This window comes from Phycobacter azelaicus, assembly GCF_014884385.1.
GTDB lineage: Bacteria > Pseudomonadota > Alphaproteobacteria > Rhodobacterales > Rhodobacteraceae > Phycobacter > Phycobacter azelaicus.
Genome location: NZ_WKFH01000003.1, coordinates 1,454,683 through 1,476,059, shown reverse-complemented (window position 1 = coordinate 1,476,059; position 21,377 = coordinate 1,454,683). Strand labels below are relative to the sequence as shown.

Genomic DNA, 21,377 nt, shown 5'->3' with positions numbered 1-21,377 from the left:
TTGATGTCGTCGGCCCTGAAAGCAGCTAAAGGACCACACAGACACCCGCCCCTGCAAAGCGCATAACGCTGGCCGGACCGGTCTGTCGTTTTTATTTTCAAAGCAAACCAATCTGCCATGATGAGACTGATCTCGGTCAAGGCAACCGGGTTTCAACGCGGCTACATATCCACCGAAGGACCCTGCTCTTAGGCAACACTGCGGCGTTCGTGATTCTGTCACTCGCATGCATCACGGAGACAAAAATGCTTTCAAGACGAGAATTTCTAGGCTCTACTGCAGCCTCAATTGCAATTTCCAGCGTTGGCCGAATGGCGTCGGCGCAAACCGCAGACATCAAGGAGCTTTTCATCAAGACCGATGGCCTTGGCCTTGCCGAACTGGTGAAAGCTGGCGAGGTCACGCCGCTGGAGCTGGCTGAAACGGCGGTTGAGAATGCACTCGCGCTCAATGGAGAGCTGAACGCGATCACCACCCCCATGTATGAGCAGGCGCTGGCAAAAGCGGCCGTTATGCGTCCGCAGGGTCCTTTCGCCGGAGTTCCATTTGCGGTGAAGGACAACCTTGATGTTGCCGGGCAATACACGACGCACGGCTCGAAAGTATACGAGGATTCATATGCGCAACACTCAGCGCCGCTGGCGCTTGTGCAGGACGCTGCAGGTTTCAATCTGATTGGCAAGACCAACATGCCCGAAGTTGGGGCGCTTTCCACGAGCGAGGGTCAATTGCTAGGCCCGTGCAGCAACCCTTGGGACACGGCGTATTCCTCGGGTGGTTCTAGCGGCGGATCGGCTGCCGCCGTTGCTGCCGGCCTTGTGCCAGTTGCTCATGCCAGCGATGGCGGCGGGTCAATCCGGATCCCGGCAGCGCATTGCGGCATCTTCGGGCTGAAGCCGAGCCGCAGACGGATGTTGTGGGGGTCGAGCGATCAGACCACCTACGCGGCGGACAACTGTGTCAGCCGATCAGTCCGAGACGGAGCAATGCTCTTTGCGTTGGGACAGGACCGCTCGCCAACCGCTCCCTTCCGTCCCCTTCCTTTTGTAAGCGGGCCATCGAAAGAGCGTCTCACGATCGGGATCGATTTGAAGAACTACTTCGGTGACATGCCCGACCCGGAAGTTCAGGCTGCGGTTGAAGCGATGGCTGAGGTTTGCGAACAACTGGGTCATACGGTCGTGGAAACCCAGAGCCCGGTTGGCCCAGAGTTCGAGACCCGCTTCAATCAGATCTTCGGGTTCCGAATGGTGGGTCTCGCCGATGCGGCTATGGCAAAATCCGGTCGTCCTCCTGCCGAAACAGGACTGCTTGAAGTCTTTGTGAGCCAATGGGCAGACTACGCGCGCAAATATACGCCAGAGGATGTGGCCGATGCCAACCGCTATATGCAGGAGCTCGGGGTGGCTTATGCACAGTGGTTGACCGAGATTGATGTTTTTCTGTCTCCGGTCACCAAGGCTCCGCCCCCGAAACTGGGCGTGCACTACGATCCTACTGTGCCATTCGAAGAGATGTTTTCGCGCTTGTCCGAGGCGGTTTCGTATACGCCAATCCAGAATGCGCTCGGCCTTCCCGGAATGTCGATTCCTGCAGGATTGAGCACAGCCGGATTGCCCATCGGCAGCCACTTTGTCGCATCGGCAGGTCGCGAGGATCTGCTGCTCTCGCTGGCATACGAGCTTGAAGAGGCTGCGCCTTGGGCGCAAACATGGGCTCCGAATTCGATAGCAAACCTGTAGCCATAGCTACGTGTAATGCATTCGGGACGAAGAGGTTCTGTTATTGCTGCACAGCCGGTGTACGGGGGGTGTACGGATGTCACCCCCCGGATGTCTCCTCAGCCGGGGCTCCGCCCGTTCGGCGCTGAAACGCTCTCCCAGAGCGTTTCCGGGACGCGCCTCACTCGACGATATTGAACTCCGGGCCGTAGGGGTAGCCGGTGATGTTCTCGTTGCCGTCTTCGGTGATCACCAGGATGTCATGTTCGCGGTAGCCACCCGCTCCGGGGTTGCCTTCGGCGATGGTCAGCATCGGCTCCATCGAAATGACCATGCCCGGCTCCAGCACCGTGTCGATGTCCTCGCGCAGCTCCAGCCCAGCCTCGCGCCCGTAGTAGTGGGACAAGACGCCAAACGAGTGCCCATAGCCGAAGGTGCGATATTGCAGAAGGTCGCGCTCTTCAAAGAAGGCGTTGATCTTATGGGTGATTTCGGCGCAGCTTGACCCGGGTTTCAAGAGCGAGATGCCGTATTCATGGGCGGCGACATTGGCCTGCCAGACCTTCAGGCTGTCGGGATCGACCTCTCCGACGAACAGGGTCCGCTCCAGCGCGGTGTAATAGCCCGAGATCATCGGGAAGGTGTTGAGCGACAGGATATCACCGCGCTGTAGCTTGCGTGCAGTCACCGGGTTGTGGGCGCCATCGGTGTTGATGCCCGACTGGAACCAGACCCAGGTGTCGCGGTATTCGGCATCCGGGAAGCGTTTGGCGATCTCCAGCTCCATCGCATCCCGCCCCGCCATCGCCACATCGATCTCACGCACCCCCTCGCGGATCGCATCGCGGATGGCATAGCCGCCCACATCGGCCACCGCGGCACCAGCACGGATCAACTCGATCTCGGCAGGCGATTTATGCATGCGCTGGCGCATGGTCGGCTCGTAAAGGTCAATCATCTCAGCCGGTTGCAGGAAGGATTCGAGTTTGCCCTTTTGCAGCAGGGTCAGGTGGTCGCTCTCGTAACCGACCCGTGCGCCGGAGCCCGCGACCGACAGGATCGCCCGCCAGAAGTTGTCGCGCTGCCAGTCGGTATAGGTGATGTTGTCGCAGAAGCTTCGCCGCCAGGGCTGGCCCGCATCGATACCGGCGCTGATGGTGACGGCACTGTCGGCGGTCACAACAAGGCCATAGGGACGGCCAAAAGCGCAGTAGGTAAAGCCCGAATAATAAGAGATATTATGCATCGAGGTGAAGACGGCGGCGGAAACGCCAAACGCCTCCATGATCTTGCGCAGGCCCGCGATGCGTGCCTCATACTCGGCCACGGGGAATTGCAACGGCGCCTTTTCGCCATTGTGAAAACGGTACATGTCAGGACGTGCAGTCATGCTGGATCCTTCCTTTACAGATAAGAAAGGTCCCGGCGTACAGGACAGATTTTTGGTATGTTCAAGGCCCGTGGAATCGGCTCCACGCGGCGACGCCATCGCCCGGCCCTGAGCCAAGACATGCTGCGGAACCGAGGCTCTGGCAAGTGTTTTCTGCGCAGCTTTTTCAGGAGACCGCGCAGGCTTGGCAAATTGCCTAATTCACGATCAGCGCCACCAAATCGCTTTCGGGATCCGCCAGCGGGTCGATCACGTTGAAATGATGCTTGCCAAAGGCGATGACATGATCCGCGCCCCAAGCGTCCGAGAGCCAGACCGCCTGATCCAGGAAGGCCGGGCGTTCCTCGGCGCCGACCCAGACGGTGACCGGCACGTCATAGCGGTCCTGCATCTCAACCGGGCTTTCGGCACGTGCAGCCTCGGCATCCATCTTGAACTCCTTGTTCATCGAGGTGCGGAGCAGCGGCACCAGATCAGACAGTGGAGAGATCGGGATCACGGTTTTCAGGCGCGCGCCAATATCATCAGGCACAAGCGCCCGGTCCAGCATACGGGCAACCAGATGCCCCCCGGCAGAGTGACCGGCCAGAACGATGGGGCCGTCCACCTCTTCGGCGATATGAACAACAGCCGAGGCCACCTGCCGGGTGATATCGGCGATCGAAACATCGGGGCACAGATCATAGGAGGGCATTGCCACCGCCCAGCCATGCGCCAACGGGCCAACCGCCAGATGCGACCAGCTGCTTTTGTCGAACTTCAGCCAGTATCCACCGTGTACGAAGATGAACAACCCCTTGGGCGTCCCTTCGGGCAGGAACAGATCGAACTTTTGCCGCGCGGCCGGACCATAAGGGATATCCAGCTGCGCGCGCTCGTGCAGACTGTTGCGGAAGTCCTCGGCAGAGGCGAGCCAACGTGGCGGATAATCCTCCGCCCCTTTGATATAGGCGCCGTTGGCATAGGCGTCGTCCAGATCCATGACAGTCTCCCCGATACTTCTTTTGCAACAAAACTGCATCCGGCCCTGAGGCTTGTCAAATCGCTATCCTGTATCGAACACCAGTCCAAGGATCGATAATTTTTTGATCATATTCTGGACTCATCAAATGTTCTGGACATATCAAGGGTCAACTGGTTTGCATGCCTGCAAATCTAGCTGGGGAGACACCAATGCTGACAAAAAACACTGAGCTGAAGTCCCTTCTGAAGGACCCGACCCTGCTTGAACCCCGCGCCTATGTGGGCGGCCAATTCGTGAACGGAGACAAGGGCACCTTTGATGTTCTGAACCCGGCGCGCGGCGACGTGGTGGCACAGGTGGCCGATCTCAGCCGTTCGCAGGTGGCAGGTGCGATTGCACAGGCAGAGGCCGCGCAAAAAGACTGGGCAAAGTGGACCGGCAAGGAACGTGCACAGGTGCTGCGCAAATGGTTCGACCTGATGATGGAGAACCAGGATGATCTCGCCACCATCCTGACTGCGGAAATGGGCAAGCCCCTGGCCGAAGCCAAGGGCGAGATCGCCTATGGCGCTTCCTTCATTGAATTTTTCGGTGAAGAGGCCAAGCGCATCTATGGCGAGACCATACCCGGCCATCAGCGCGACAAGCGCATCACCGTGTTGAAACAGCCCATCGGTGTTGCCGCTTCGATCACGCCGTGGAACTTCCCCAATGCGATGATCACCCGCAAGGCTGGCCCGGCGCTGGCTGCAGGCTGTGCCTTTGTGGCGCGCCCGGCGGATGAAACGCCTCTGTCAGCCACAGCGCTGGCGGTGCTGGCGGAGCGCGCAGGCATCCCGGCGGGCGTGTTCAACGTGGTCACCACTTCGGATGCCCCGGACACAGGCCTTGAGTTCTGCGAGAACCCTGCCGTGCGCAAGCTGACCTTTACAGGTTCGACCCCTGTGGGCCGAATCCTGCTGCGCCAGGCTGCCGATCAGGTGATGAAATGCTCAATGGAACTGGGCGGCAACGCGCCTTTCATCGTCTTTGACGACGCCGATCTGGACGCAGCCGTCGAAGGCGCGATCATGTGCAAGTTCCGCAACAACGGCCAGACCTGTGTCTGCGCCAACCGGATCTACGTGCAGGCTGGTGTCTATGATGAATTCGCAGCCAAGCTGACAGAGGCCGTTGCCAAGATGAAGGTCGGTGACGGTCTTGACGAGGGCGTGCAGTTCGGCCCGCTGATCAATGCCAAGGCGGTTGAAAAGGTCCAAAGCCATCTGGCCGATGCAAAAGCCAAGGGCGCTCAGGTGGTTCTTGGGGGCAACCCATCGGAATTGGGCGGCTTCTTCTTCCAGCCGACCATCGTGACTGGCGCGACCACCGACATGCAGTTCTCGACCGAGGAAACCTTTGGCCCGCTGGCTCCGCTCTTCAAGTTCGAGGATGAGGAAGAAGTCATCGCCATGGCCAATGACACGATCTTTGGCCTTGCCTCATACTTCTACGCCAAGGATCTGAGCCGCGTCTACAAGGTGGCCGAGGCGCTGGAATACGGCATTGTCGGCGTCAACACTGGCATCATCTCGACCGAGGTTGCCCCCTTTGGTGGCGTGAAGCAGTCGGGGCTGGGCCGCGAAGGCAGCCACCACGGCATCGAGGATTATCTTGAGATGAAATACATCTGCATGTCGGTCTGATCCGGTATCAGACCATCAGGATTGGGGTCCGTGGCTACACAGGTCGCGGACCCTTTTCATGATCTGCACGCGAAAGGCATCGACCGCCCCAGCCTGCCCCGGCAGGCGCGGCAAAACCGGCTGCGCCATGGCGAAATAGCTGATTGCCCCCAAGAGGTCGCAAACAGCCGCCAGAGCCTGTTCGGGCGGTGCAGCGTGCCAGGCCGGGGCATCCTGAACCATGGCGACCAGTTCTTGCAGGACCGGGCGCAAGAACCACCGCTCGGCCGCGCGATCCTGCTGGCGATCATCCAGAAGTTCCCGCAACATCAAACGGCTGTCCGAAGCCCCTGCCAGCGCCTGCTCCAAGTAGCTGATAAAAAAGGCCTCAAGGCGCTTTTCGGGCGTCTCCGCGTCTTCCTGCACCTCCATCAGAAGCAGCATCATGCGATCCGCCACGCCCGTAAGCACCCGTTCATAGAGTGCGTCCTTGCTGCCAAAATGATGCAATAGTGCCTGTTTCGTCAGGTCCAGCTCCGCAGCGATCATCGCGATAGAAGCACCGTAGTAGCCCTTCGCTGCAAACAGCCCTGTGGCGGCAGCGATAAAGTCTTCGGGGCCTTTGGTCTCGGGCATGGTCGGTCCTCTCCAGATACTCTTACCAGAAAAGAAGTCGGCCTACCATACGGTCAGCCCATGTAGCTGGGATGTATCCGGCAAAAACCGAAAAGCCCCCGCATCCGGGTGATGGACACGGGGGTAGGTCAGGCCGCCGGTGGTGGGGTGCGGCCTCGGGGAGTGTCAGAACAGGTTGAACCCGTGGGGGGGATCAGTTCACCTGCTGCGCGTCGAGTGCAGCGCGCTGGGGCGTGGCAGAGGCGATCTCGATCCGGCGCGGCTTCAGCGCTTCGGGCACTTCGCGCTGCAGGTCGATATGCAGCATGCCATCCGCATGGCTGGCGCCTTTGACGCGCACATGGTCGGCCAGGGTGAAGCGGCGCTCAAAGGCACGGGTCGCGATGCCACGGTGCAGGAAGGTGCGTTCCTCATCCGTATCAGCCTTGCGGGCGGATACAACGAGCGCGCCTTCCTTGACCTCAACACTGAGGTCGGCCTCGGAAAACCCGGCAACGGCAATCGAGATGCGATAGCTGTCAGCGTCGGTCTTTTCGATGTTGTAAGGGGGGTAGCTGGGCTGGCTGACGTCACTGCTCATGACCCGGTCCATCAGGTCGGCAATCTGGTCAAAGCCCACGGTTGCACGGTGCAACGGTGCAAAATCAAAGGTACGCATAGTGTCATCCTCATCCTAGAGCGATTTTCAAGCGTGCCCGCCCTCATCGGGCCGGGCGGTATTCACCGGGCCCCGCTCGGCGGCGACCCGGACACAACCGACATATGGATTGAAAATGACGTTTCAAGAGGCTGCGCACATAGAGCGCCAGAAGCCCTGAAGTGCTAGTTGCGGATGAACTTTGCCCCGCCCGCGCGTTGGCCATCGCCCACCTGAACACGACCTACGCCCGACGGCATGCGGCTGCCGATATGGGTGCCCGTCAACTGTGCCTGCAAGAGATCCAGTTCCTCACCCAGCGACGCGCCCAAAGACACCCGCTGCCCGTTCACCTCGGCCTTGGCCGAGACGACCGAAACGATACGCGGCACCTGTCCGTCGAATGAAAAAACCGGCGCGCCGGATGAGCCGAAATCCACATCGCAGGACATCACCAGCACTCCCTGCTGCTGCGCGGTGACAGCGCAGACCTCCTGCAAAGACGGTGCCTCGGACCGGTCATGGGCGTATGAAACAACACCAATGCGACTACCCTTGCGGGGGCGCCGGTCGGTCTCGAACGGGATCACGGTGGTATTGCGGATGGGCCGTTGCAGCTGCAACAGCGCGATATCCTTGCGCACACGGCCCGTTGAGACCGCGCCATCGTATACATAGTCCGGGTGGATAACTGCCCGCCGCACCGAACGATAGGCCGAGGCCCGCCCGTTGCGCCACCCGGCCAGAAACTCGATCGTTTCGGGTGCAATCTTTTGCCCGGTGCGTCCGTCGAACAGGCAATGCGCAGCGGTCAGAACCAGATCCGGCGCGATGAGCGAGCCTGTGCAAAAGCCCTCACCGTTGACATCAAGACGGCCAACCGCCTCCCAGTCGCGGCCCGCGTCCGTTGTATCAAGGCGCAAGAGACGACTGTCGCCCGCCAACGCCATCACTGGCAGAAAGGCTGCCAATACCGCAAAAATCCAACCCCGCACCCCGGTTCTCCCTCACAATCCTGCCGCCAGGATAGGTATCGCTTGGGGCGAAAATACGGCAAGGGCCGCGCTAAGACAGCCCGGCCCAATAAAAAAATTACATCTGTGATCACCGAAGGATCGGCACCTGATCTTTTCCGCTCGCGACGTGACCGTTGCCCTTTATCATCGCAGGGGGCTTGGGGCCTCCCGTGGCCCAATCGAGCAGTTCTACCGTGTGGACGATGGGCAGTTTGGTGCCCGATCCGATCTGCATCATGCAGCCGATATTGCCCGCGGCGATCAGGTCGGGATTCTTGGCCTCAAGCGTTCTGACCTTGCGTTCCTTGAGCTGCCCCGAAATCTCGGGCTGCATCAGGTTATAGGTCCCGGCCGAGCCGCAGCAGAGGTGGCTGTCGGCCGGCTCCACCACCTTGAAGCCGGCGCGTTTCAGCAGCGTCTTGGGGTGCGTCTTGATCTGCTGACCATGCTGCAAGGAACAAGCCGCGTGATAGGCCACCGTCAGCCCTTTATCGCCGCCCTCGGGCAGGTCGAGCTGCATCAGGAGTTCCGAGATATCCATCGCCCGCTCCGACACCCGCGCCGCATCCGCTGCAAGGGCATCATTGCGGAACATATGGCCGTAGTCCTTCACCGTGGTGCCGCAGCCCGAGGTGTTGATCACGATGGCATCCAGCCCCTCGCCGTCGATCTCAGCGCACCAGGCGCGGATGTTCTTGGCCGCGGTGGCATGACTTTCGTCTTCGCGGCCCATGTGATGGGTCAGCGCCCCGCAGCAGCCCGCGCCCTTGGCCACGACCACCTCGCAGCCAAGCCGCGTCAGCAGGCGGACTGTGGCATCATTGATATCGGTGTTGAGCGCTTTTTGCGCGCAGCCCGTCATCAACGCCACGCGTTTACGGCGCGGGGCAACGGGGGCAAAGCTTTGCGGATCATCGTTGCGGCTGACCGGCGGGATCTCTTTTGGCGCCATGTCCAGCATCGCGCGCAGGCGGGCATCAGGCATCAACCCCCGAAAGGGCCGCGCCAGTTTCGCACCGAACAGGGCCACGCGGAACCGCATCGGATAGGGCAGGATCCGTGCCAGCACCCAGCGCAGGGCGCGGTCGGTGAAGGGGCGCTTGTAATTCTTGTCGATATAGGCGCGGGCATGGTCGATCAGGTGCATGTAATGCACCCCCGACGGGCAAGTGGTCATGCACGCCAGACAGGACAGGCAGCGATCGATGTGTTTGACTGTCTTCTCATCAGGCACGCGGTTGTTTTCCAGCATGTCCTTGATCAGGTAGATCCGCCCGCGCGGGCTGTCGAGCTCATCGCCGAGCACCTGATAGGTCGGACAGGTCGCGGTGCAGAACCCGCAATGAACGCAGGTGCGCAGGATCTCGTTCGAGCGCTGAATGCCGGGATCCTTGAGCTGGTCTTCTGTAAATACTGTCTGCATGTCAGATCTCCGGAGAGTGTTCTTCGGGGCGCGGAGCGCGCACGTATTGCACCATGGCTGGCTCGCATGCACCGATGTTTCTGTAGTTGGCTTTCGCCTCTGTCAGGGACAGGGGGTTGGCGCCCCCAAGATCCTGCTCAGGTGTCTGGTCCGGGTCATCCTCCCAGAAGCAGACCGGGCATATCTCATGGCGACCCCGGTCAGTAATTGTCAGACCGCCGCAACAATGGCAGGCGATCTTTGGAGCGCTGTCCTGCAGTGCGCGCGCGGTGCGGCGTGCGGCCTGTTTGCGGCGGCCCCGTGTGATCATCCCATCAGTCCCGGGTTCAGAATGCCGCGCGGATCGAACTGGTTACGCAGTCCTTTGGACAGGGCCGCCAAGGGGGCCGGTTGCGGCTCGAAACGCTGCAACCGCGTGCGGGTCTCAGCGCTGGCGCGGATCAGTGTTGCATGGCCAGCGACTGCCTCCATCCCGGTTCCTGCACCGGACATGGCCTTGCGCAGATCGCGCCCCTCGGGCATGAGCGCCCAGACAAGGCCTCCACCCCAGTCGAATTGCAGGGCGGTTGCCCCCAGGCGCGGGGCAAGTGCCACCGCATCCGACGGCTTCACGCTGATCCGCCAGACATCTCCGCTCTGCCCGTGAAAGGCCGAGACATCGCGGATACCCTGCCACAGTTCGGCGGTGTCATCCTGTCGTTCGGCGCTTCCATGTGACCCAAGGATCTTGACCAGTTCCCCGCAGCGGTAGTCGACCGACTCGGCAAACCCTTCGACACGGATATGGGCCGTCATGCTGTCTGGGTCATATGCAGCACCAGTGACGTCAAAAGGCGAGCCCAGCGCCGCCGACATCACCCGAACCGCCCCCGGCAGATCCAGCCCCGAGACCGAGACCGTTGCCATGCTGGCGGCCTGTGGCAGCACCTGGAAGGAAACCTCGCTTAGCACGCCCAGCGTGCCTTGTGCCCCCGACATCAGTTTCACCAGATCATAGCCGGTTACGTTCTTCATCACCCGACCACCGTTCTTGACGATCTGGCCGACACCATCGACGAAGCGCACGCCCAGAAGGAAGTCCCGCGCGGCGCCCGCCTGAATGCGGCGCGGGCCAGAGATATTGCCGGCGAAAACCCCGCCGATCGTGGGCGCGCCTTCCGTCCCCAGCAACCCGCGATAATCGGCTGGCTCGAATGCAAGGCGCTGGTTCTCGCCCGCCAGCAGCTCTTCAATCTCGGACACGGGTGTTCCGGCTTTGGCCACCAGCGTCAGCGCGCCGGGCTCATAGAGTTCAACGCCGCTCAGGGCCGACAGGGACAGGGTCTCTCCCTCGACATCCATGCCACGGGTACCGCCGCCTTCGATGTTGAGCGGCCCCTTGGCCTCGGCGATCATACGGGCCAGATCGGCCTCGCTTTCGGGTCGCATCATGGTCTGTTCCAAACTTATCTAGACTGTTTCTGAGGGCGCCGGGTCATTCCGCCGCCAGGGCGGGCGCGCGGCGGTTTTGTGTCACTGACAGCGGGAAGACCTTGGCCGGATTGAGCAGCCACTGCGGGTCAAAGACATCCTTGACCCTCAACTGTGCCTCCAGATCCTCAGCCGTGTACTGATGCAGCATCAGGTCACGCTTTTCGATGCCGACGCCATGTTCGCCAGTGAGACAGCCACCCACCTCGACACAAAGCTTCAGGATCTCGGCGCCGAACTCTTCACAGAGTTCAAGATCGCCGGGCTTGTTGGCGTCAAACAGGATCAGAGGATGCATGTTACCGTCGCCCGCATGAAAAACATTGGCCACGGCGAGGCCGAATTGCTGGCTCAGCTCACCTATACGGCGCAGCACATAAGGCAGAGAGGACACCGGGATGGTGCCATCCAAACACATGTAGTCGTTGATCTGCCCCATGGCGCCAAAGGCGGATTTGCGGCCCAGCCAGATCCGCGCGGCCTCATCCGCGTCGGTTGCCTCGCGAAGCTCAACCGGGTTGTGGGACTGGGCGATCTCTTTGATCACCGCCAGTTGCGCGTCGATTTCCGCATCGCTGCCTTCGACCTCGATGATCAGCAGGGCCTCGCACATGGGGTAGCCCGCCTTGGCAAAGGCCTCGCAGGCCTCGATGCAAGGACGATCCATGAACTCGATGGCAACGGGCAGGACGCCCGCCTTGATTATGTCGGACACGCAGGCGCCCGCCACCTCGTTGCTGTCATAGCCGATCAGCACCGGGCGCGCGCCTTCGGGTTTGCGCAGGATACGCAGGGTCGCCTCGGTCACCACGCCAAGCTGCCCCTCGCTACCGCAGATCACGCCCAAGAGATCCAAGCCGCCCGCATCAAGGTGCGCGCCGCCAATCTCGACCACGGTGCCGTCCATCATCACCATGGTGACACCCATCAGGTTGTTGGTTGTAACGCCGTATTTGAGGCAATGCGCCCCACCCGAATTCATCGCGATATTGCCGGCAATGGCGCAGGCCAGTTGGCTTGAGGGATCGGGGGCATAGAAGAAATCCTCTTCCTCCACCGCGCCGGAAACGCTGAGGTTGGTGCGCCCGGTCTGCACCCGGATGATGCGGTTCTCGTAATCGGTTTCCAGCACGTCGTTCATGCGAGCCACACCCAGGATCACGCTATCGGCAGTCGGCAGCGCCCCCCCGGCCAGCGACGTTCCCGATCCGCGCGGCACCACGGGGACGCCTTCCTCATGGCAGATGCGCAATACGTCCGAGACTTCTTTGGTGTTTCGCGGCAGCACCGCCAGCAGAGGCGGGCATTTGTAGGCCGTCAGCGCATCGCATTCGTAGGCGCGGGTTTCAGCTTCATCCACGATCAGGGCATCTGCGGGCAGGACCTTTGACAGGCGCGCCGCCAGATGGGCTTTGCGCGAAAGGATGGCGGGATCCGGGGCTGGCATTTCCATGGCGGGCTCTCCTCTTTGGTAAAATTATATTACCAATTCACACCATCTGGCAAGGGACCAGTTGCTCCGCTAGGGTGGCGGCATGAATTGGATAGACCGTATCGCCCTGTTTTCTCCGCTGGATTATGCCGCACTGACACTGATTGTCGCGGGCTGGATCTGGATTGGCTGGCGGATCGAAAATCCACCAGCCGGAAAACCCTCTGTTTCCTATCTGATGGCGGATTTCCGACGCGACTGGATGGTCCAGATGGTGACGCGCCAGCCTCGCATGTTCGATGCGCAGCTGATCAGCGGCTTGCGCCAGGGCACTACGTTCTTTGCCTCTGCTGCAATGATCGCCATGGGTGGCGGGCTGGCACTGATCGGCAACACCGAGGAGTTAGCCGGAGTTGCGGAAGACCTGATCCAAGACAGTGCCCCCGCCTTTGTCTGGGAGGTGAAGATCTTGACGATCCTGCTGTTCCTGGCAAACGCCTTCCTGAAATACGTCTGGGCCCACCGGCTTTTTGGCTACTGCTCGGTGCTGATGGCTGCCGTTCCTAATGATGCAGAGAACCCGCTCGCTCTGCCCCGCGCAGCACAGGCGGCAGATCTATCGATCACGGCAGCCCGGAGCTTCAATCGCGGCATGCGCTGCACCTATTTCGCTCTGGCCTCTGCCGCCTGGCTGGCAGGCGCGATCCCACTGATTCTGGCAACGCTGATCACCATCGCCGTGCTCTACCGGCGCGAATTTGCCTCCCAATCGCGCAGCGTGCTCCTGCGCATTCCGCCGGAGACAAAGCGAACGACCGAAAAAGACACGGCATAGTGATTTCGCCGCTGCCAAGTCTGGGCCTATCCTACGGGCCATGAAAACCGCTTTGTTATTCCTGTATTTCAACCTTTGCACCGCACTGCCCGCTTTTGCAGATGCCCCCCGGGTCGAACAAGCCACCGCGCGGCAAAACGGCGGCACGTGGACCATCAGCGTGACGCTGTCGCATCCCGACACTGGCTGGGATCACTATGCCGACGGTTGGCGGGTCTTGGATAATGACGGGACTGAGCTGGGACTGCGTGTACTGGCCCATCCGCATGTGAACGAGCAGCCTTTTACCCGCAGCCTGGGTGGGATCACGCTGCCCGAAGGCGCCACATCCGTCATGATTCAGGCGCGTTGTAATGTGGATGGCTGGGAGGATGAGCTCTTTCGCCTGACCCTGCCCTAGACCGCCTCAGCTGCGGTGATAGGGGCTTCCAGACAGGATGGTGGCGGCGCGGTAGATCTGCTCGGCCAGCATCACCCGGACCAGCATATGCGGCCAGACCATCTTGCCGAACGAGATGGAGAAATCCGCCTCGGCGCGCAGGCTTGGGTCAATCCCATCCGCACCGCCGATGATCAGCGCCAGATCCTGCCGGCCACTGTCCCGCCAGCCTGCCATCTTGTCTGCAAAATCAGGGGAGGACAGTAGCTTTCCGCGCTCATCCAGCGTGCAGACCACCGCGCCCTTGGGCAGCGCCTTGCGCAGAAGATCCGCTTCGGCCCCCATGCCGAGGTTCTTCTTGTCCTCGACCTCGATCACGCGGGCAGGCCCAAGACCCAGCGCCCGGCCGGTGCGGTCAAAGCGCGTCAGATAATCGTCGATCAGAGACTTTTCCGGGCCAGAGCGGAGTCGCCCGACCGCGTAGATATGGACACGCATGACACTGATCCTGTCCTCCGGGGCCGACGCCCGGAACAGTTGTGGGGCGGCTTACGGAACGCGCCCCGTTTACCGGATCAGTTGCCGGTCGCCGCGCTGGCCGCGCCGGGAACCCACATCTTTTCCAGCTGGTAGAACTCACGCACTTCGGGGCGGAAGATATGGACGATCACGTCGCCCGTATCGATCAACACCCAGTCGCCGGTATCCTTGCCCTCGACCTTGCTGATGATGCCGTACTCCTGCTTGAGCCGGTCTGTCAGCTTTTCCGCCATCGCGGCCACCTGCCGGGTCGAACGGCCCGAAGCGATGACCATGAAATCGCCAATGGCAGACTTGCCGCGCAAATCAATCTGCACAACCTCTTCGGCCTTGTCGTCATCAAGTGAGGAAAGGATCCGCGCCATCAGCACCTCGCTGCTGGGGCGTGTCTTGGTCGCCGTCACGGCGGCCTCGGTGTCAGCGGCAGCGGCCGCCAGGGTTTCGGGTGACAGGACAGTGTCCTCCTTGCAGCGCGCCGACATCCCCGGCGCTGGTGATACTGTTAATGTAGCAAGCCGGAGGGCTGTTTTCAATCAAGCTTCGCTGCGCTGCCGCAGGCGCAAAAGAGGGATCAAAGCCGCCTTTGGTTCAGTCGCTTGGCACTGTCCGAGGTGGTGCAGATGCGCCTTCGGCTACGGTCAAAGGTTCGTTCAGGACACGCATCTCTCGCTGCGGGAAGGGAATCGATATGCCCTCGGCCTGAAAGGCATCCCAAAGCGCCAGATAGACGTTGCCCCGGATATTGGTGAGGCCAGAGGTCGGATCGCCGATCCAGAAGCGCAGCACGTAGTCGACGCTGCTGTCACCAAAGCCAACGATATGGCAAACCGGCGCCTTGCCGGGGGTCGATAGCACCCGGCTGACCGAGCGCGCCGCCGCGATGGCGACCTTACGCACTTTGTGCGGATCGTCTCCATAGGCCGTACCAAAATTGATATCGAGCCGCACATAGCGGTCGGAGTGGGACCAGTTCACCACCTGCGAGGTGATGAGATCCTCGTTCGGAATCAGGTACTCGCGCCCATCCCGCGTCACCACCGAGACATAGCGTGCGCCCAGTGCATTGATCCAGCCAAAGGTCTCTCCTAGGGAAATCACATCCCCCGGTTTGATCGACCGGTCCATCAGGATGATGATCCCGGACACGAGGTTCGAAACGACCTTCTGCAGGCCGAAACCGATGCCGACGCCCACCGCACCGGACAGGACTGCCAGCCCCGTCAGGTCAAACCCGATCGCGCGGATGCTAACTACGATCGCAAGACCATAAAGAGCCAGCTGAATCCCCTTGCCAATCAACACTTGCATCGAAGGGGAAATATCGCTGTTGCCTTTGAGCCCCCGCGTGGCCGCATTGGACCCAAGCCGCGCCAGAGTGAGCAAGACCGCCGCCAGCATCAGTGCCTTGAGAACCGCCAACACCGAAAGGTGCATCTGGCCAAAGGTGATGGCGATGCTGTCGAGCGCCGCAGCCACATCGTCGACCAGGTTCAGCGCAAAAAGCGTCGCATAGATCCAGAGGCTCCAGGTAAAAATCCGCCGCAGCGTGTGATTGCGCACCAGCCGGGCCAGAAACCCTATCAGCAGCCAGGCCGTCGCCACCGTGGCCGCGATTCCGATCAGGTAGCTACGTGAGGGCCAGGTGACCTCTTGCATCACCCAATAAAGGCTCCAGGAAAACACAACGAAGTAGATTAGCGTCAGCCGCCGCAGCACATGAAGCAGCACCCGCAGCCGCCATTTGGGCCAGCCCGCGCGCCGGTGCGCCCAGCGATCCCAACCGCCGCGCGTGACCAGCTTTACCAGATAGGCCGACAGAGCAAGACCGAGGATCAGGAACAGCTGATATTGCCGCCAGCCCGGAGTCACAAACAGGGTCACCATTGATTGCGCTTCGGCCAGAAGCCAACCCAGAAGATGCGAGAGGCTGTCCGGCAAGCTATCTGGCAGATTCTCTGGCAAATCCTCAGTCAGGGTCTCGGGCTGCGTGTCTTGAACGGTCTCTTGCTCCATTGGGCCAGCATGCCGGTGGCCAAGGGAAATATGCAAGAACAATGGCACAACGCCTTTGCGTGGAACCTTGATTGTCGCGCAGCCCGGTTGTATCTGACAGGCATGACCTTCGTATTGGCCCAGAATATCGAACTGCAAGACCGCGCTCGTCTGCGCGAGCGGTTCTATGGCGCCGCCCGCACGGTCCTGGCGCGCCTATAAGGCTGCAGCCCAGCCCAAAGCCAGCTTATCCAATACAGAACGGGAGAGGACCCATGTCCCCCAAAACACTCTATGACAAAATCTGGGATGCGCATGTTGCGCATGAAGCAGAGGACGGCACCTGCCTGCTTTATATCGACCGCCACCTGGTCCACGAAGTGACCAGCCCGCAGGCCTTTGAAGGTCTGCGCATGGCAGGCCGCAAAGTGCATTCGCCGGATAAAACCATCGCCGTGCCGGACCACAACGTGCCCACAACGACAGGCCGCGAAGACCCAAAGCAGATGACCGAGGAAAGCCGCATCCAGGTCGAGGCGCTCGACAAGAACGCCAAGGAATTCGGCGTGCATTATTACCCGGTCAGCGACATTCGCCAGGGCATCGTGCATATCGTCGGCCCTGAACAGGGCTGGACCCTGCCCGGCATGACCGTGGTCTGCGGCGACAGCCACACCGCGACTCATGGCGCATTCGGCGCGCTGGCGCACGGCATCGGCACCTCCGAGGTGGAGCATGTGCTGGCCACCCAGACGCTAATCCAGAAGAAATCCAAAAACATGAAGGTGGAGATCACCGGCAAGCTGAAGCCGGGCGTGACCGCCAAGGACATCACTCTTGCGGTGATCGGCGAGACCGGCACAGCCGGCGGCACCGGCTATGTGATCGAATACTGCGGTGAAGCGATCCGCGATCTGTCGATGGAAGGGCGCATGACCGTCTGCAACATGGCCATCGAAGGCGGCGCACGCGCGGGCCTGATCGCGCCGGATGAAACCACGTTCGAATACGTCAAAGGCCGCCCGCATGCCCCCAAGGGCGCTCAGTGGGAAGCCGCGATGAACTGGTGGAAAACGCTTTACACCGACGAAGGCGCTCACTTCGACAAGGTCGTGACCCTCAAAGGCGAAGACATCCAGCCCGTCGTGACCTGGGGCACTTCCCCCGAGGATGTTTTGCCGATCACTGCGACCGTTCCCGCGCCTGAGGACTTCGAAGGCGGCAAGGTCGAGGCGGCCCGCCGTGCGCTCGATTACATGGGTCTGACCCCCGGTCAGAAACTGACCGATATCGAGATCGACACCGTCTTTATCGGCTCCTGCACCAATGGCCGGATCGAGGATCTGCGCGCAGTGGCCGAAGTGGTCAAGGGCAAGAAGATCAAGGATGGTCTGCGCGCCATGATCGTGCCCGGCTCAGGCCTGGTGCGTGCTCAGGCCGAAGAAGAGGGCCTGGCAGATATCTTCAAAGAGGCAGGTTTCGAATGGCGCCTTGCGGGCTGCTCCATGTGTCTGGCGATGAACCCCGACCAGTTGAGCGAGGGTGAGCGCTGCGCCGCCACCTCGAACCGCAACTTCGAGGGGCGTCAGGGCTACAAGGGCCGCACCCACCTGGTCAGCCCGGCCATGGCCGCCGCTGCCGCCATCACCGGTCACCTGACCGATGTCCGCGAGCTGATGTAAGGAGCCAGCGATATGGAAAAGTTCAAAAAACTGCACGGTATCGCGGCGCCCATGCCGCTGGTCAATATCGACACCGATATGATCATCCCCAAGGTCTTCCTGAAGACGATCAAACGTTCGGGCCTTGGCGTGAATCTCTTTGACGAGATGCGCTATGACCGTCAGGGCAACGAGATCGAGGATTTCGTTCTGAACAAGCCCCAGTACCGCAAGGCCGAGATCCTGGTGGCGGGAGACAACTTTGGCTGCGGCTCCTCCCGCGAACACGCCCCTTGGGCGATTGCGGATTTCGGCATCAAATGCGTGATCTCCACCTCCTTTGCCGACATCTTCTTCAACAACTGCTTCAAGAACGGCATCCTGCCCATCGTGCTGCCACAAGAGCAGGTGGACCTGTTGATGAAGGACGCGGAAAAGGGTGAGAACGCCCGTATGACCGTGGATCTGGAAGCACAGGAAATCACCACCTCGGACGGGGAAGTGATCAAGTTCGAGGTCGATGCCTTCAAGAAGCACTGCCTGCTGAACGGCCTTGATGATATCGGCCTCACCTTGGAGAAAGCCGACGCAATCCAGAGCTTTGAGACCAAGATGGCTCAGGAACGCCCCTGGGTGTGATTGGCCTCGCCTTAAAGGTTCGAGCACTTTCGAAAGCCGCCCTTTTGGGCGGCTTTTTTGCTCTGTAACGACTGTCGGCCGGGCTATACTCTAGGGATATTCCATCTGCTTTTCAGATTTTGGTCCATTAGAACGATTGGAGAATACGATGTCGGAAGCAAACAAATGGCTTCTTCTTGGGCTGGTCTCGGTTCTGTTCGGCATTCTGGTGCTCGGGAACACAGTCATTGCAACATTGGCGGTGACAACGCTGACCGGCGCGGCCCTGCTGATCGCTGGCGTCCTGCAGATCATTGGCGGCCTGTCCGGAGACCGTCAGACAGGAAGCAGGATCTTCGCGGTTCTGATGGGTATCCTGATGAGCTCCCTTGGTGTCAACTTCCTGTTCAATCCGCTGGCCGGGGCCATTTCGCTGACCATGCTCATAATGATCCTGTTGGCCACCAGCGGTATCCTCAGGATCGTTTTCGCATGGCGTGTGCGTGAAGCTCCCCTGTTTTTCCCGCTTCTTCTTTCAGGTGCTTTGTCCGTCCTGCTGGCCGGGTACATCTGGGTTAATTTTGCAGCGGCAACGCTGTCCCTTCTTGGAATTCTGATGGGCATTGAATTGGTCTTGAACGGTGCGGGGCTGATCCTATGGAGCCTGATCCTTCGCTCTGGCGGGCGGCAATGAGTCGGTAAGCCCGCACATTCCGCCATATTTGAGACATATTTACTAAAGCTTGATTCACTTCATATGCGCCCACCAGGACCAGCCGAAAACGACTTGCGCAGAAGCAACCCCAACACCCAAGATGTTGTGCCCCCATCAATAAGGCGCTGAAACACTGGGCATCTGCTGATGTAAACCGGCATCAGTTTCGCTGCGAAAGCCGGTTTCATTCAGGCTGGGAGAGCCAAGCCACTTGAGTGCTGCCCCTCCGCCATGTTGAAATAAGGCACAATTGAGGCAGACTCTTTGGCCTACGCCAAAGAACACAAGTTGGAAAAATGGCACGGCAAAGTACCGGCCGGTCCAGGTTGAAGGGAACAGATCGTAGTGTTTGCACGCATCATAGGCGCGGCAATCCGCGGCGTATTGGTGGCATTGCTGATCGCGATGCCGTCTTTGCTGCTGCCGGTATCGGCCACGGAATCCCCGGAAATCGTCGTGTTCATGGCGCTCTTAGGCGCTGCACTGACCTTTGCGGAGTACTTCTCGAACTTCCCAAGCTTTGTGGAGTTCCGCCAGGCGCCCCCGCTGAACCGCATCCGGTTCGTGTCCTTGTTTACAGCAGTGGGCCTGTTGACCCTTCTGGCCCGCCATCCTTTGGATCCGACCAGTCTGACAGCACTGATCCATGAATTGGGAGCGCGCCTTGGGGCGATCATGGATTTCGCCTACTCGCCCGTGCGTCTTACAACCCTGATGATGCCCGCCGAAGTCCCCGATGCGCTGGTGCTCGCCGTACGCTCGGCCGCCGGCCTCAGCTATGTTCTGGCGATTTTGACCATTGCCGGCTTCGCCGTGGCAATCCGTGTTGGAAACTGGCCTCTTGGCAATGGGGCGTTCAATGTCTGGGTCAACCTGCCGCTGTTCGATCCCACCACCGGCGGTGACGTTGTCCTGCGTCTGCAGCGGGACGGGCGGATCAACATGGTAATCGGAGTGCTGTTGCCCTTTGCGATCCCGGCGCTGGTCAAACTGGGTCAGGGGCTTTTCGACCCTGCTATTCTTGCGACACCACAGACACTGATCTGGACGATCAGCGCCTGGGCCTTTGTGCCAGCCTCGATGATCATGCGGGGGCTGGCGCTGTTGCGCGTGGCCGAGCTGATAGCCCAAAGGCGCCGGGCCGCCTATGCCGATCCTGACGTTCTGCAAACCGCATGAGGCGGTTGGCCGTCTTCATTGCGGCCTTGCTCTCAACCTTTCTACTCGCCTGCCTGCCTGCGCGATCCGACACTCTGCGGATCGCGACCTACAACATCGAACTGTCCCGCAAAGGGCCAGGATTGATGCTGCGTGACATCGAAAAAGGCGAAGATGCGCAGATTGCAGCCGTTATCAAGGTCATCGCGGCGGCAGATCCAGATATCATCGCCCTTCAGGGCATCGACTGGGACTATGAGAACCGCGGCCTCGAGGCGCTGGAGCGCCGTCTGGCCCTTGCAGGCGCTCCCTATCCTTACATCTTCGCTCGGCAGCCGAACGCAGGGCTTTCCTCAGGGGTGGATCTCGATGGGGACGGCCGCATTGGCGGGCCCGGGGACGCCCAGGGGTTCGGCGACTTCACCGGCAAAGGCGGGATCGCCGTGCTGTCCCGGTTTCCAATCTTGGCAACCGAGGCGCTGGACCTGTCAGCGCTCTTGTGGCGAGATCTGCCCGGTTCCCTCCTGCCCCGTCATCCGGACGGGCGTCCCTACCCCTCTGCCGAAGCCCAGCAGGTCCAGCGTCTTTCATCTACTGCCCATTGGGTTGTTCCGATCCAACTTCCGCAGGGTGCCCAGCTCGACCTGATGACCTTCCAGGCCGGACCGCCTGTGTTCGATGGCCCCGAAGACCGCAACGGCCGTCGCAATCACGATGAGATCCGCTTGTGGCAGATCCTGCTGGATAACGGCCTTCCTGAGCCCTATCGGCGAAAGATAGGTCGGCTCTTTGTGATTGTGGGAGGCGCTAATCTTGACCCGGAAAAAGGAGAGGGCCTGCACCATGCAATTGCAGATCTCCTTGGTGACCCAAGAGTGGTGGATCCACGCCCCGCGAGCCGAGCAGGCAGCCTCGACACAGTGGAGTGGAGCAGGCCAGGGCGCATGCGGGTCGATTATGTGTTGCCCTCTGCAGCTCTCAAAATTGAAAAAGCGGGTGTCGGCTGGTCCTTGCCGGATACGGAGACCGCCGCCCGCGCCAGCCGACACAGGCTGGTCTGGGTAGACATCAAATTGCCGACACCAAACCCTACTCACGGGACCGAGTAACCGAAGGGGTCGCCCCC

Annotated in this window: 22 protein-coding genes; 10 read left to right on the top strand and 12 right to left on the bottom strand. The window is 60.6% G+C overall.

Features of this window, described 5'->3' with window-relative positions; all coding sequences use genetic code 11:
* The first annotated feature begins 311 nt into the window (after nt 1-311).
* A complete protein-coding gene (locus tag INS80_RS08055) occupies nt 312-1,742 on the top strand; it encodes an amidase family protein (protein WP_192965130.1) in 1,431 nt (476 codons plus the stop codon).
* Nucleotides 1,743-1,902: 160 nt separating this feature from the next.
* Here the strand turns inward: INS80_RS08055 and INS80_RS08050 are convergent, their stop codons facing one another.
* Nucleotides 1,903-3,111 carry an aminopeptidase P family protein gene (locus tag INS80_RS08050; RefSeq protein ID WP_192965129.1) on the bottom strand — a complete coding sequence of 403 codons (1,209 nt, stop codon included), beginning with the start codon at nt 3,109-3,111 and terminating at the stop codon, nt 1,903-1,905.
* Nucleotides 3,112-3,307: 196 nt separating this feature from the next.
* On the bottom strand, nt 3,308-4,093 hold the full coding sequence (locus INS80_RS08045) for a hormone-sensitive lipase (RefSeq protein ID WP_192965128.1): 786 nt from the start codon (nt 4,091-4,093) through the stop codon (nt 3,308-3,310).
* Between the two features lie 191 nt (nt 4,094-4,284).
* On the opposite strand from INS80_RS08045, the gene INS80_RS08040 reads away from it, so the two are divergent.
* On the top strand, nt 4,285-5,760 hold the full coding sequence (locus INS80_RS08040) for an NAD-dependent succinate-semialdehyde dehydrogenase (RefSeq protein ID WP_192965127.1): 1,476 nt from the start codon (nt 4,285-4,287) through the stop codon (nt 5,758-5,760).
* A gap of 15 nt (nt 5,761-5,775) precedes the next feature.
* Here the strand turns inward: INS80_RS08040 and INS80_RS08035 are convergent, their stop codons facing one another.
* From INS80_RS08035 to INS80_RS08005, 7 genes are all read right to left on the bottom strand, one after another.
* Nucleotides 5,776-6,375 carry a TetR/AcrR family transcriptional regulator gene (locus tag INS80_RS08035; RefSeq protein ID WP_192965126.1) on the bottom strand — a complete coding sequence of 200 codons (600 nt, stop codon included), beginning with the start codon at nt 6,373-6,375 and terminating at the stop codon, nt 5,776-5,778.
* A 193-nt stretch (nt 6,376-6,568) separates the two neighbouring features.
* Nucleotides 6,569-7,033 (bottom strand): Hsp20 family protein, encoded by a 465-nt coding sequence (locus tag INS80_RS08030; RefSeq protein WP_192965125.1) that lies wholly within the window; start codon nt 7,031-7,033, stop codon nt 6,569-6,571.
* Nucleotides 7,034-7,197: 164 nt separating this feature from the next.
* Complete coding sequence (locus INS80_RS08025) at nt 7,198-7,962, bottom strand: trypsin-like serine peptidase (RefSeq protein ID WP_192967235.1); 765 nt, start codon at nt 7,960-7,962, stop codon at nt 7,198-7,200.
* A gap of 154 nt (nt 7,963-8,116) precedes the next feature.
* Nucleotides 8,117-9,451: a glycolate oxidase subunit GlcF gene (gene glcF / locus INS80_RS08020; RefSeq protein WP_192965124.1), complete on the bottom strand. Its 1,335-nt coding sequence runs from the start codon at nt 9,449-9,451 to the stop codon at nt 8,117-8,119.
* A gap of 1 nt (nt 9,452) precedes the next feature.
* Nucleotides 9,453-9,761, bottom strand: a complete 309-nt coding sequence (locus tag INS80_RS08015; protein ID WP_192965123.1) for a CPCC family cysteine-rich protein — start codon at nt 9,759-9,761, stop codon at nt 9,453-9,455.
* A complete protein-coding gene (locus INS80_RS08010; RefSeq protein ID WP_192967234.1) occupies nt 9,758-10,879 on the bottom strand; it encodes an FAD-binding protein in 1,122 nt (373 codons plus the stop codon). Before INS80_RS08010 ends, INS80_RS08015 begins: the two co-directional genes overlap by 4 nt.
* Nucleotides 10,880-10,925: 46 nt before the next feature.
* On the bottom strand, nt 10,926-12,374 hold the full coding sequence (locus tag INS80_RS08005; RefSeq protein WP_192965122.1) for an FAD-linked oxidase C-terminal domain-containing protein: 1,449 nt from the start codon (nt 12,372-12,374) through the stop codon (nt 10,926-10,928).
* 82 nt (nt 12,375-12,456) lie between these two features.
* Between INS80_RS08005 and INS80_RS08000 the strand changes: the two genes are divergently transcribed.
* Both INS80_RS08000 and INS80_RS07995 read left to right on the top strand, forming a co-directional pair.
* Complete coding sequence (locus INS80_RS08000) at nt 12,457-13,188, top strand: DUF599 domain-containing protein (protein WP_192965121.1); 732 nt, start codon at nt 12,457-12,459, stop codon at nt 13,186-13,188.
* 40 nt (nt 13,189-13,228) lie between these two features.
* Entirely contained in the window at nt 13,229-13,588 is a 360-nt protein-coding gene (locus INS80_RS07995; RefSeq protein ID WP_192965120.1) for a hypothetical protein, read from the top strand.
* A gap of 6 nt (nt 13,589-13,594) precedes the next feature.
* Here the strand turns inward: INS80_RS07995 and rlmH are convergent, their stop codons facing one another.
* The 3 genes from rlmH to INS80_RS07980 form a co-directional block, all read right to left on the bottom strand.
* Complete coding sequence (gene rlmH, locus INS80_RS07990) at nt 13,595-14,065, bottom strand: 23S rRNA (pseudouridine(1915)-N(3))-methyltransferase RlmH (RefSeq protein WP_192965119.1); 471 nt, start codon at nt 14,063-14,065, stop codon at nt 13,595-13,597.
* Nucleotides 14,066-14,142: 77 nt separating this feature from the next.
* On the bottom strand, nt 14,143-14,472 hold the full coding sequence (rsfS, locus tag INS80_RS07985; RefSeq protein ID WP_226892742.1) for a ribosome silencing factor: 330 nt from the start codon (nt 14,470-14,472) through the stop codon (nt 14,143-14,145).
* 223 nt (nt 14,473-14,695) lie between these two features.
* Nucleotides 14,696-15,991: a mechanosensitive ion channel family protein gene (locus INS80_RS07980; RefSeq protein ID WP_226892741.1), complete on the bottom strand. Its 1,296-nt coding sequence runs from the start codon at nt 15,989-15,991 to the stop codon at nt 14,696-14,698.
* Between the two features lie 231 nt (nt 15,992-16,222).
* Here INS80_RS07980 and INS80_RS07975 point away from each other — a divergent pair, with 231 nt between their 5' ends.
* The 6 genes from INS80_RS07975 (at nt 16,223) to INS80_RS07950 (ending at nt 21,360) form a co-directional block, all read left to right on the top strand.
* The gene (locus INS80_RS07975; protein WP_226892586.1) at nt 16,223-16,321 is read left to right on the top strand and encodes an isopropylmalate isomerase; all 99 of its coding nucleotides are present in this window, start codon (nt 16,223-16,225) and stop codon (nt 16,319-16,321) included.
* Nucleotides 16,322-16,374: 53 nt separating this feature from the next.
* Complete coding sequence (gene leuC, locus INS80_RS07970; protein WP_192965116.1) at nt 16,375-17,781, top strand: 3-isopropylmalate dehydratase large subunit; 1,407 nt, start codon at nt 16,375-16,377, stop codon at nt 17,779-17,781.
* A 12-nt stretch (nt 17,782-17,793) separates the two neighbouring features.
* Entirely contained in the window at nt 17,794-18,399 is a 606-nt protein-coding gene (gene leuD, locus INS80_RS07965; RefSeq protein WP_192965115.1) for a 3-isopropylmalate dehydratase small subunit, read from the top strand.
* 148 nt (nt 18,400-18,547) lie between these two features.
* The gene (locus INS80_RS07960) at nt 18,548-19,072 is read left to right on the top strand and encodes an HdeD family acid-resistance protein (protein ID WP_192965114.1); all 525 of its coding nucleotides are present in this window, start codon (nt 18,548-18,550) and stop codon (nt 19,070-19,072) included.
* A gap of 366 nt (nt 19,073-19,438) precedes the next feature.
* The gene (locus INS80_RS07955; RefSeq protein WP_192965113.1) at nt 19,439-20,272 is read left to right on the top strand and encodes a hypothetical protein; all 834 of its coding nucleotides are present in this window, start codon (nt 19,439-19,441) and stop codon (nt 20,270-20,272) included.
* On the top strand, nt 20,269-21,360 hold the full coding sequence (locus INS80_RS07950) for an endonuclease/exonuclease/phosphatase family protein (protein WP_192965112.1): 1,092 nt from the start codon (nt 20,269-20,271) through the stop codon (nt 21,358-21,360). Before INS80_RS07955 ends, INS80_RS07950 begins: the two co-directional genes overlap by 4 nt.
* Nucleotides 21,361-21,377 lie beyond the last annotated feature (17 nt).

What these genes read in the sequence shown, in the direction of transcription:
- INS80_RS08055 (WP_192965130.1), top strand. Translation starts at nt 312, where the DNA reads ATGGCGTCGGCGCAAACCGCAGACATCAAGGAGCTTTTCATCAAGACC.
- INS80_RS08050 (WP_192965129.1), bottom strand. Translation starts at nt 3,111, where the DNA reads ATGACTGCACGTCCTGACATGTACCGTTTTCACAATGGCGAAAAGGCG.
- INS80_RS08045 (WP_192965128.1), bottom strand. Translation starts at nt 4,093, where the DNA reads ATGGATCTGGACGACGCCTATGCCAACGGCGCCTATATCAAAGGGGCG.
- INS80_RS08040 (WP_192965127.1), top strand. Translation starts at nt 4,285, where the DNA reads ATGCTGACAAAAAACACTGAGCTGAAGTCCCTTCTGAAGGACCCGACC.
- INS80_RS08035 (WP_192965126.1), bottom strand. Translation starts at nt 6,375, where the DNA reads ATGCCCGAGACCAAAGGCCCCGAAGACTTTATCGCTGCCGCCACAGGG.
- INS80_RS08030 (WP_192965125.1), bottom strand. Translation starts at nt 7,033, where the DNA reads ATGCGTACCTTTGATTTTGCACCGTTGCACCGTGCAACCGTGGGCTTT.
- INS80_RS08025 (WP_192967235.1), bottom strand. Translation starts at nt 7,962, where the DNA reads ATGGCGTTGGCGGGCGACAGTCGTCTCTTGCGCCTTGATACAACGGAC.
- glcF (WP_192965124.1), bottom strand. Translation starts at nt 9,451, where the DNA reads ATGCAGACAGTATTTACAGAAGACCAGCTCAAGGATCCCGGCATTCAG.
- INS80_RS08015 (WP_192965123.1), bottom strand. Translation starts at nt 9,761, where the DNA reads ATGATCACACGGGGCCGCCGCAAACAGGCCGCACGCCGCACCGCGCGC.
- INS80_RS08010 (WP_192967234.1), bottom strand. Translation starts at nt 10,879, where the DNA reads ATGCGACCCGAAAGCGAGGCCGATCTGGCCCGTATGATCGCCGAGGCC.
- INS80_RS08005 (WP_192965122.1), bottom strand. Translation starts at nt 12,374, where the DNA reads ATGGAAATGCCAGCCCCGGATCCCGCCATCCTTTCGCGCAAAGCCCAT.
- INS80_RS08000 (WP_192965121.1), top strand. Translation starts at nt 12,457, where the DNA reads ATGAATTGGATAGACCGTATCGCCCTGTTTTCTCCGCTGGATTATGCC.
- INS80_RS07995 (WP_192965120.1), top strand. Translation starts at nt 13,229, where the DNA reads ATGAAAACCGCTTTGTTATTCCTGTATTTCAACCTTTGCACCGCACTG.
- rlmH (WP_192965119.1), bottom strand. Translation starts at nt 14,065, where the DNA reads ATGCGTGTCCATATCTACGCGGTCGGGCGACTCCGCTCTGGCCCGGAA.
- rsfS (WP_226892742.1), bottom strand. Translation starts at nt 14,472, where the DNA reads ATGGCGCGGATCCTTTCCTCACTTGATGACGACAAGGCCGAAGAGGTT.
- INS80_RS07980 (WP_226892741.1), bottom strand. Translation starts at nt 15,991, where the DNA reads ATGGTGACCCTGTTTGTGACTCCGGGCTGGCGGCAATATCAGCTGTTC.
- INS80_RS07975 (WP_226892586.1), top strand. Translation starts at nt 16,223, where the DNA reads ATGACCTTCGTATTGGCCCAGAATATCGAACTGCAAGACCGCGCTCGT.
- leuC (WP_192965116.1), top strand. Translation starts at nt 16,375, where the DNA reads ATGTCCCCCAAAACACTCTATGACAAAATCTGGGATGCGCATGTTGCG.
- leuD (WP_192965115.1), top strand. Translation starts at nt 17,794, where the DNA reads ATGGAAAAGTTCAAAAAACTGCACGGTATCGCGGCGCCCATGCCGCTG.
- INS80_RS07960 (WP_192965114.1), top strand. Translation starts at nt 18,548, where the DNA reads ATGTCGGAAGCAAACAAATGGCTTCTTCTTGGGCTGGTCTCGGTTCTG.
- INS80_RS07950 (WP_192965112.1), top strand. Translation starts at nt 20,269, where the DNA reads ATGAGGCGGTTGGCCGTCTTCATTGCGGCCTTGCTCTCAACCTTTCTA.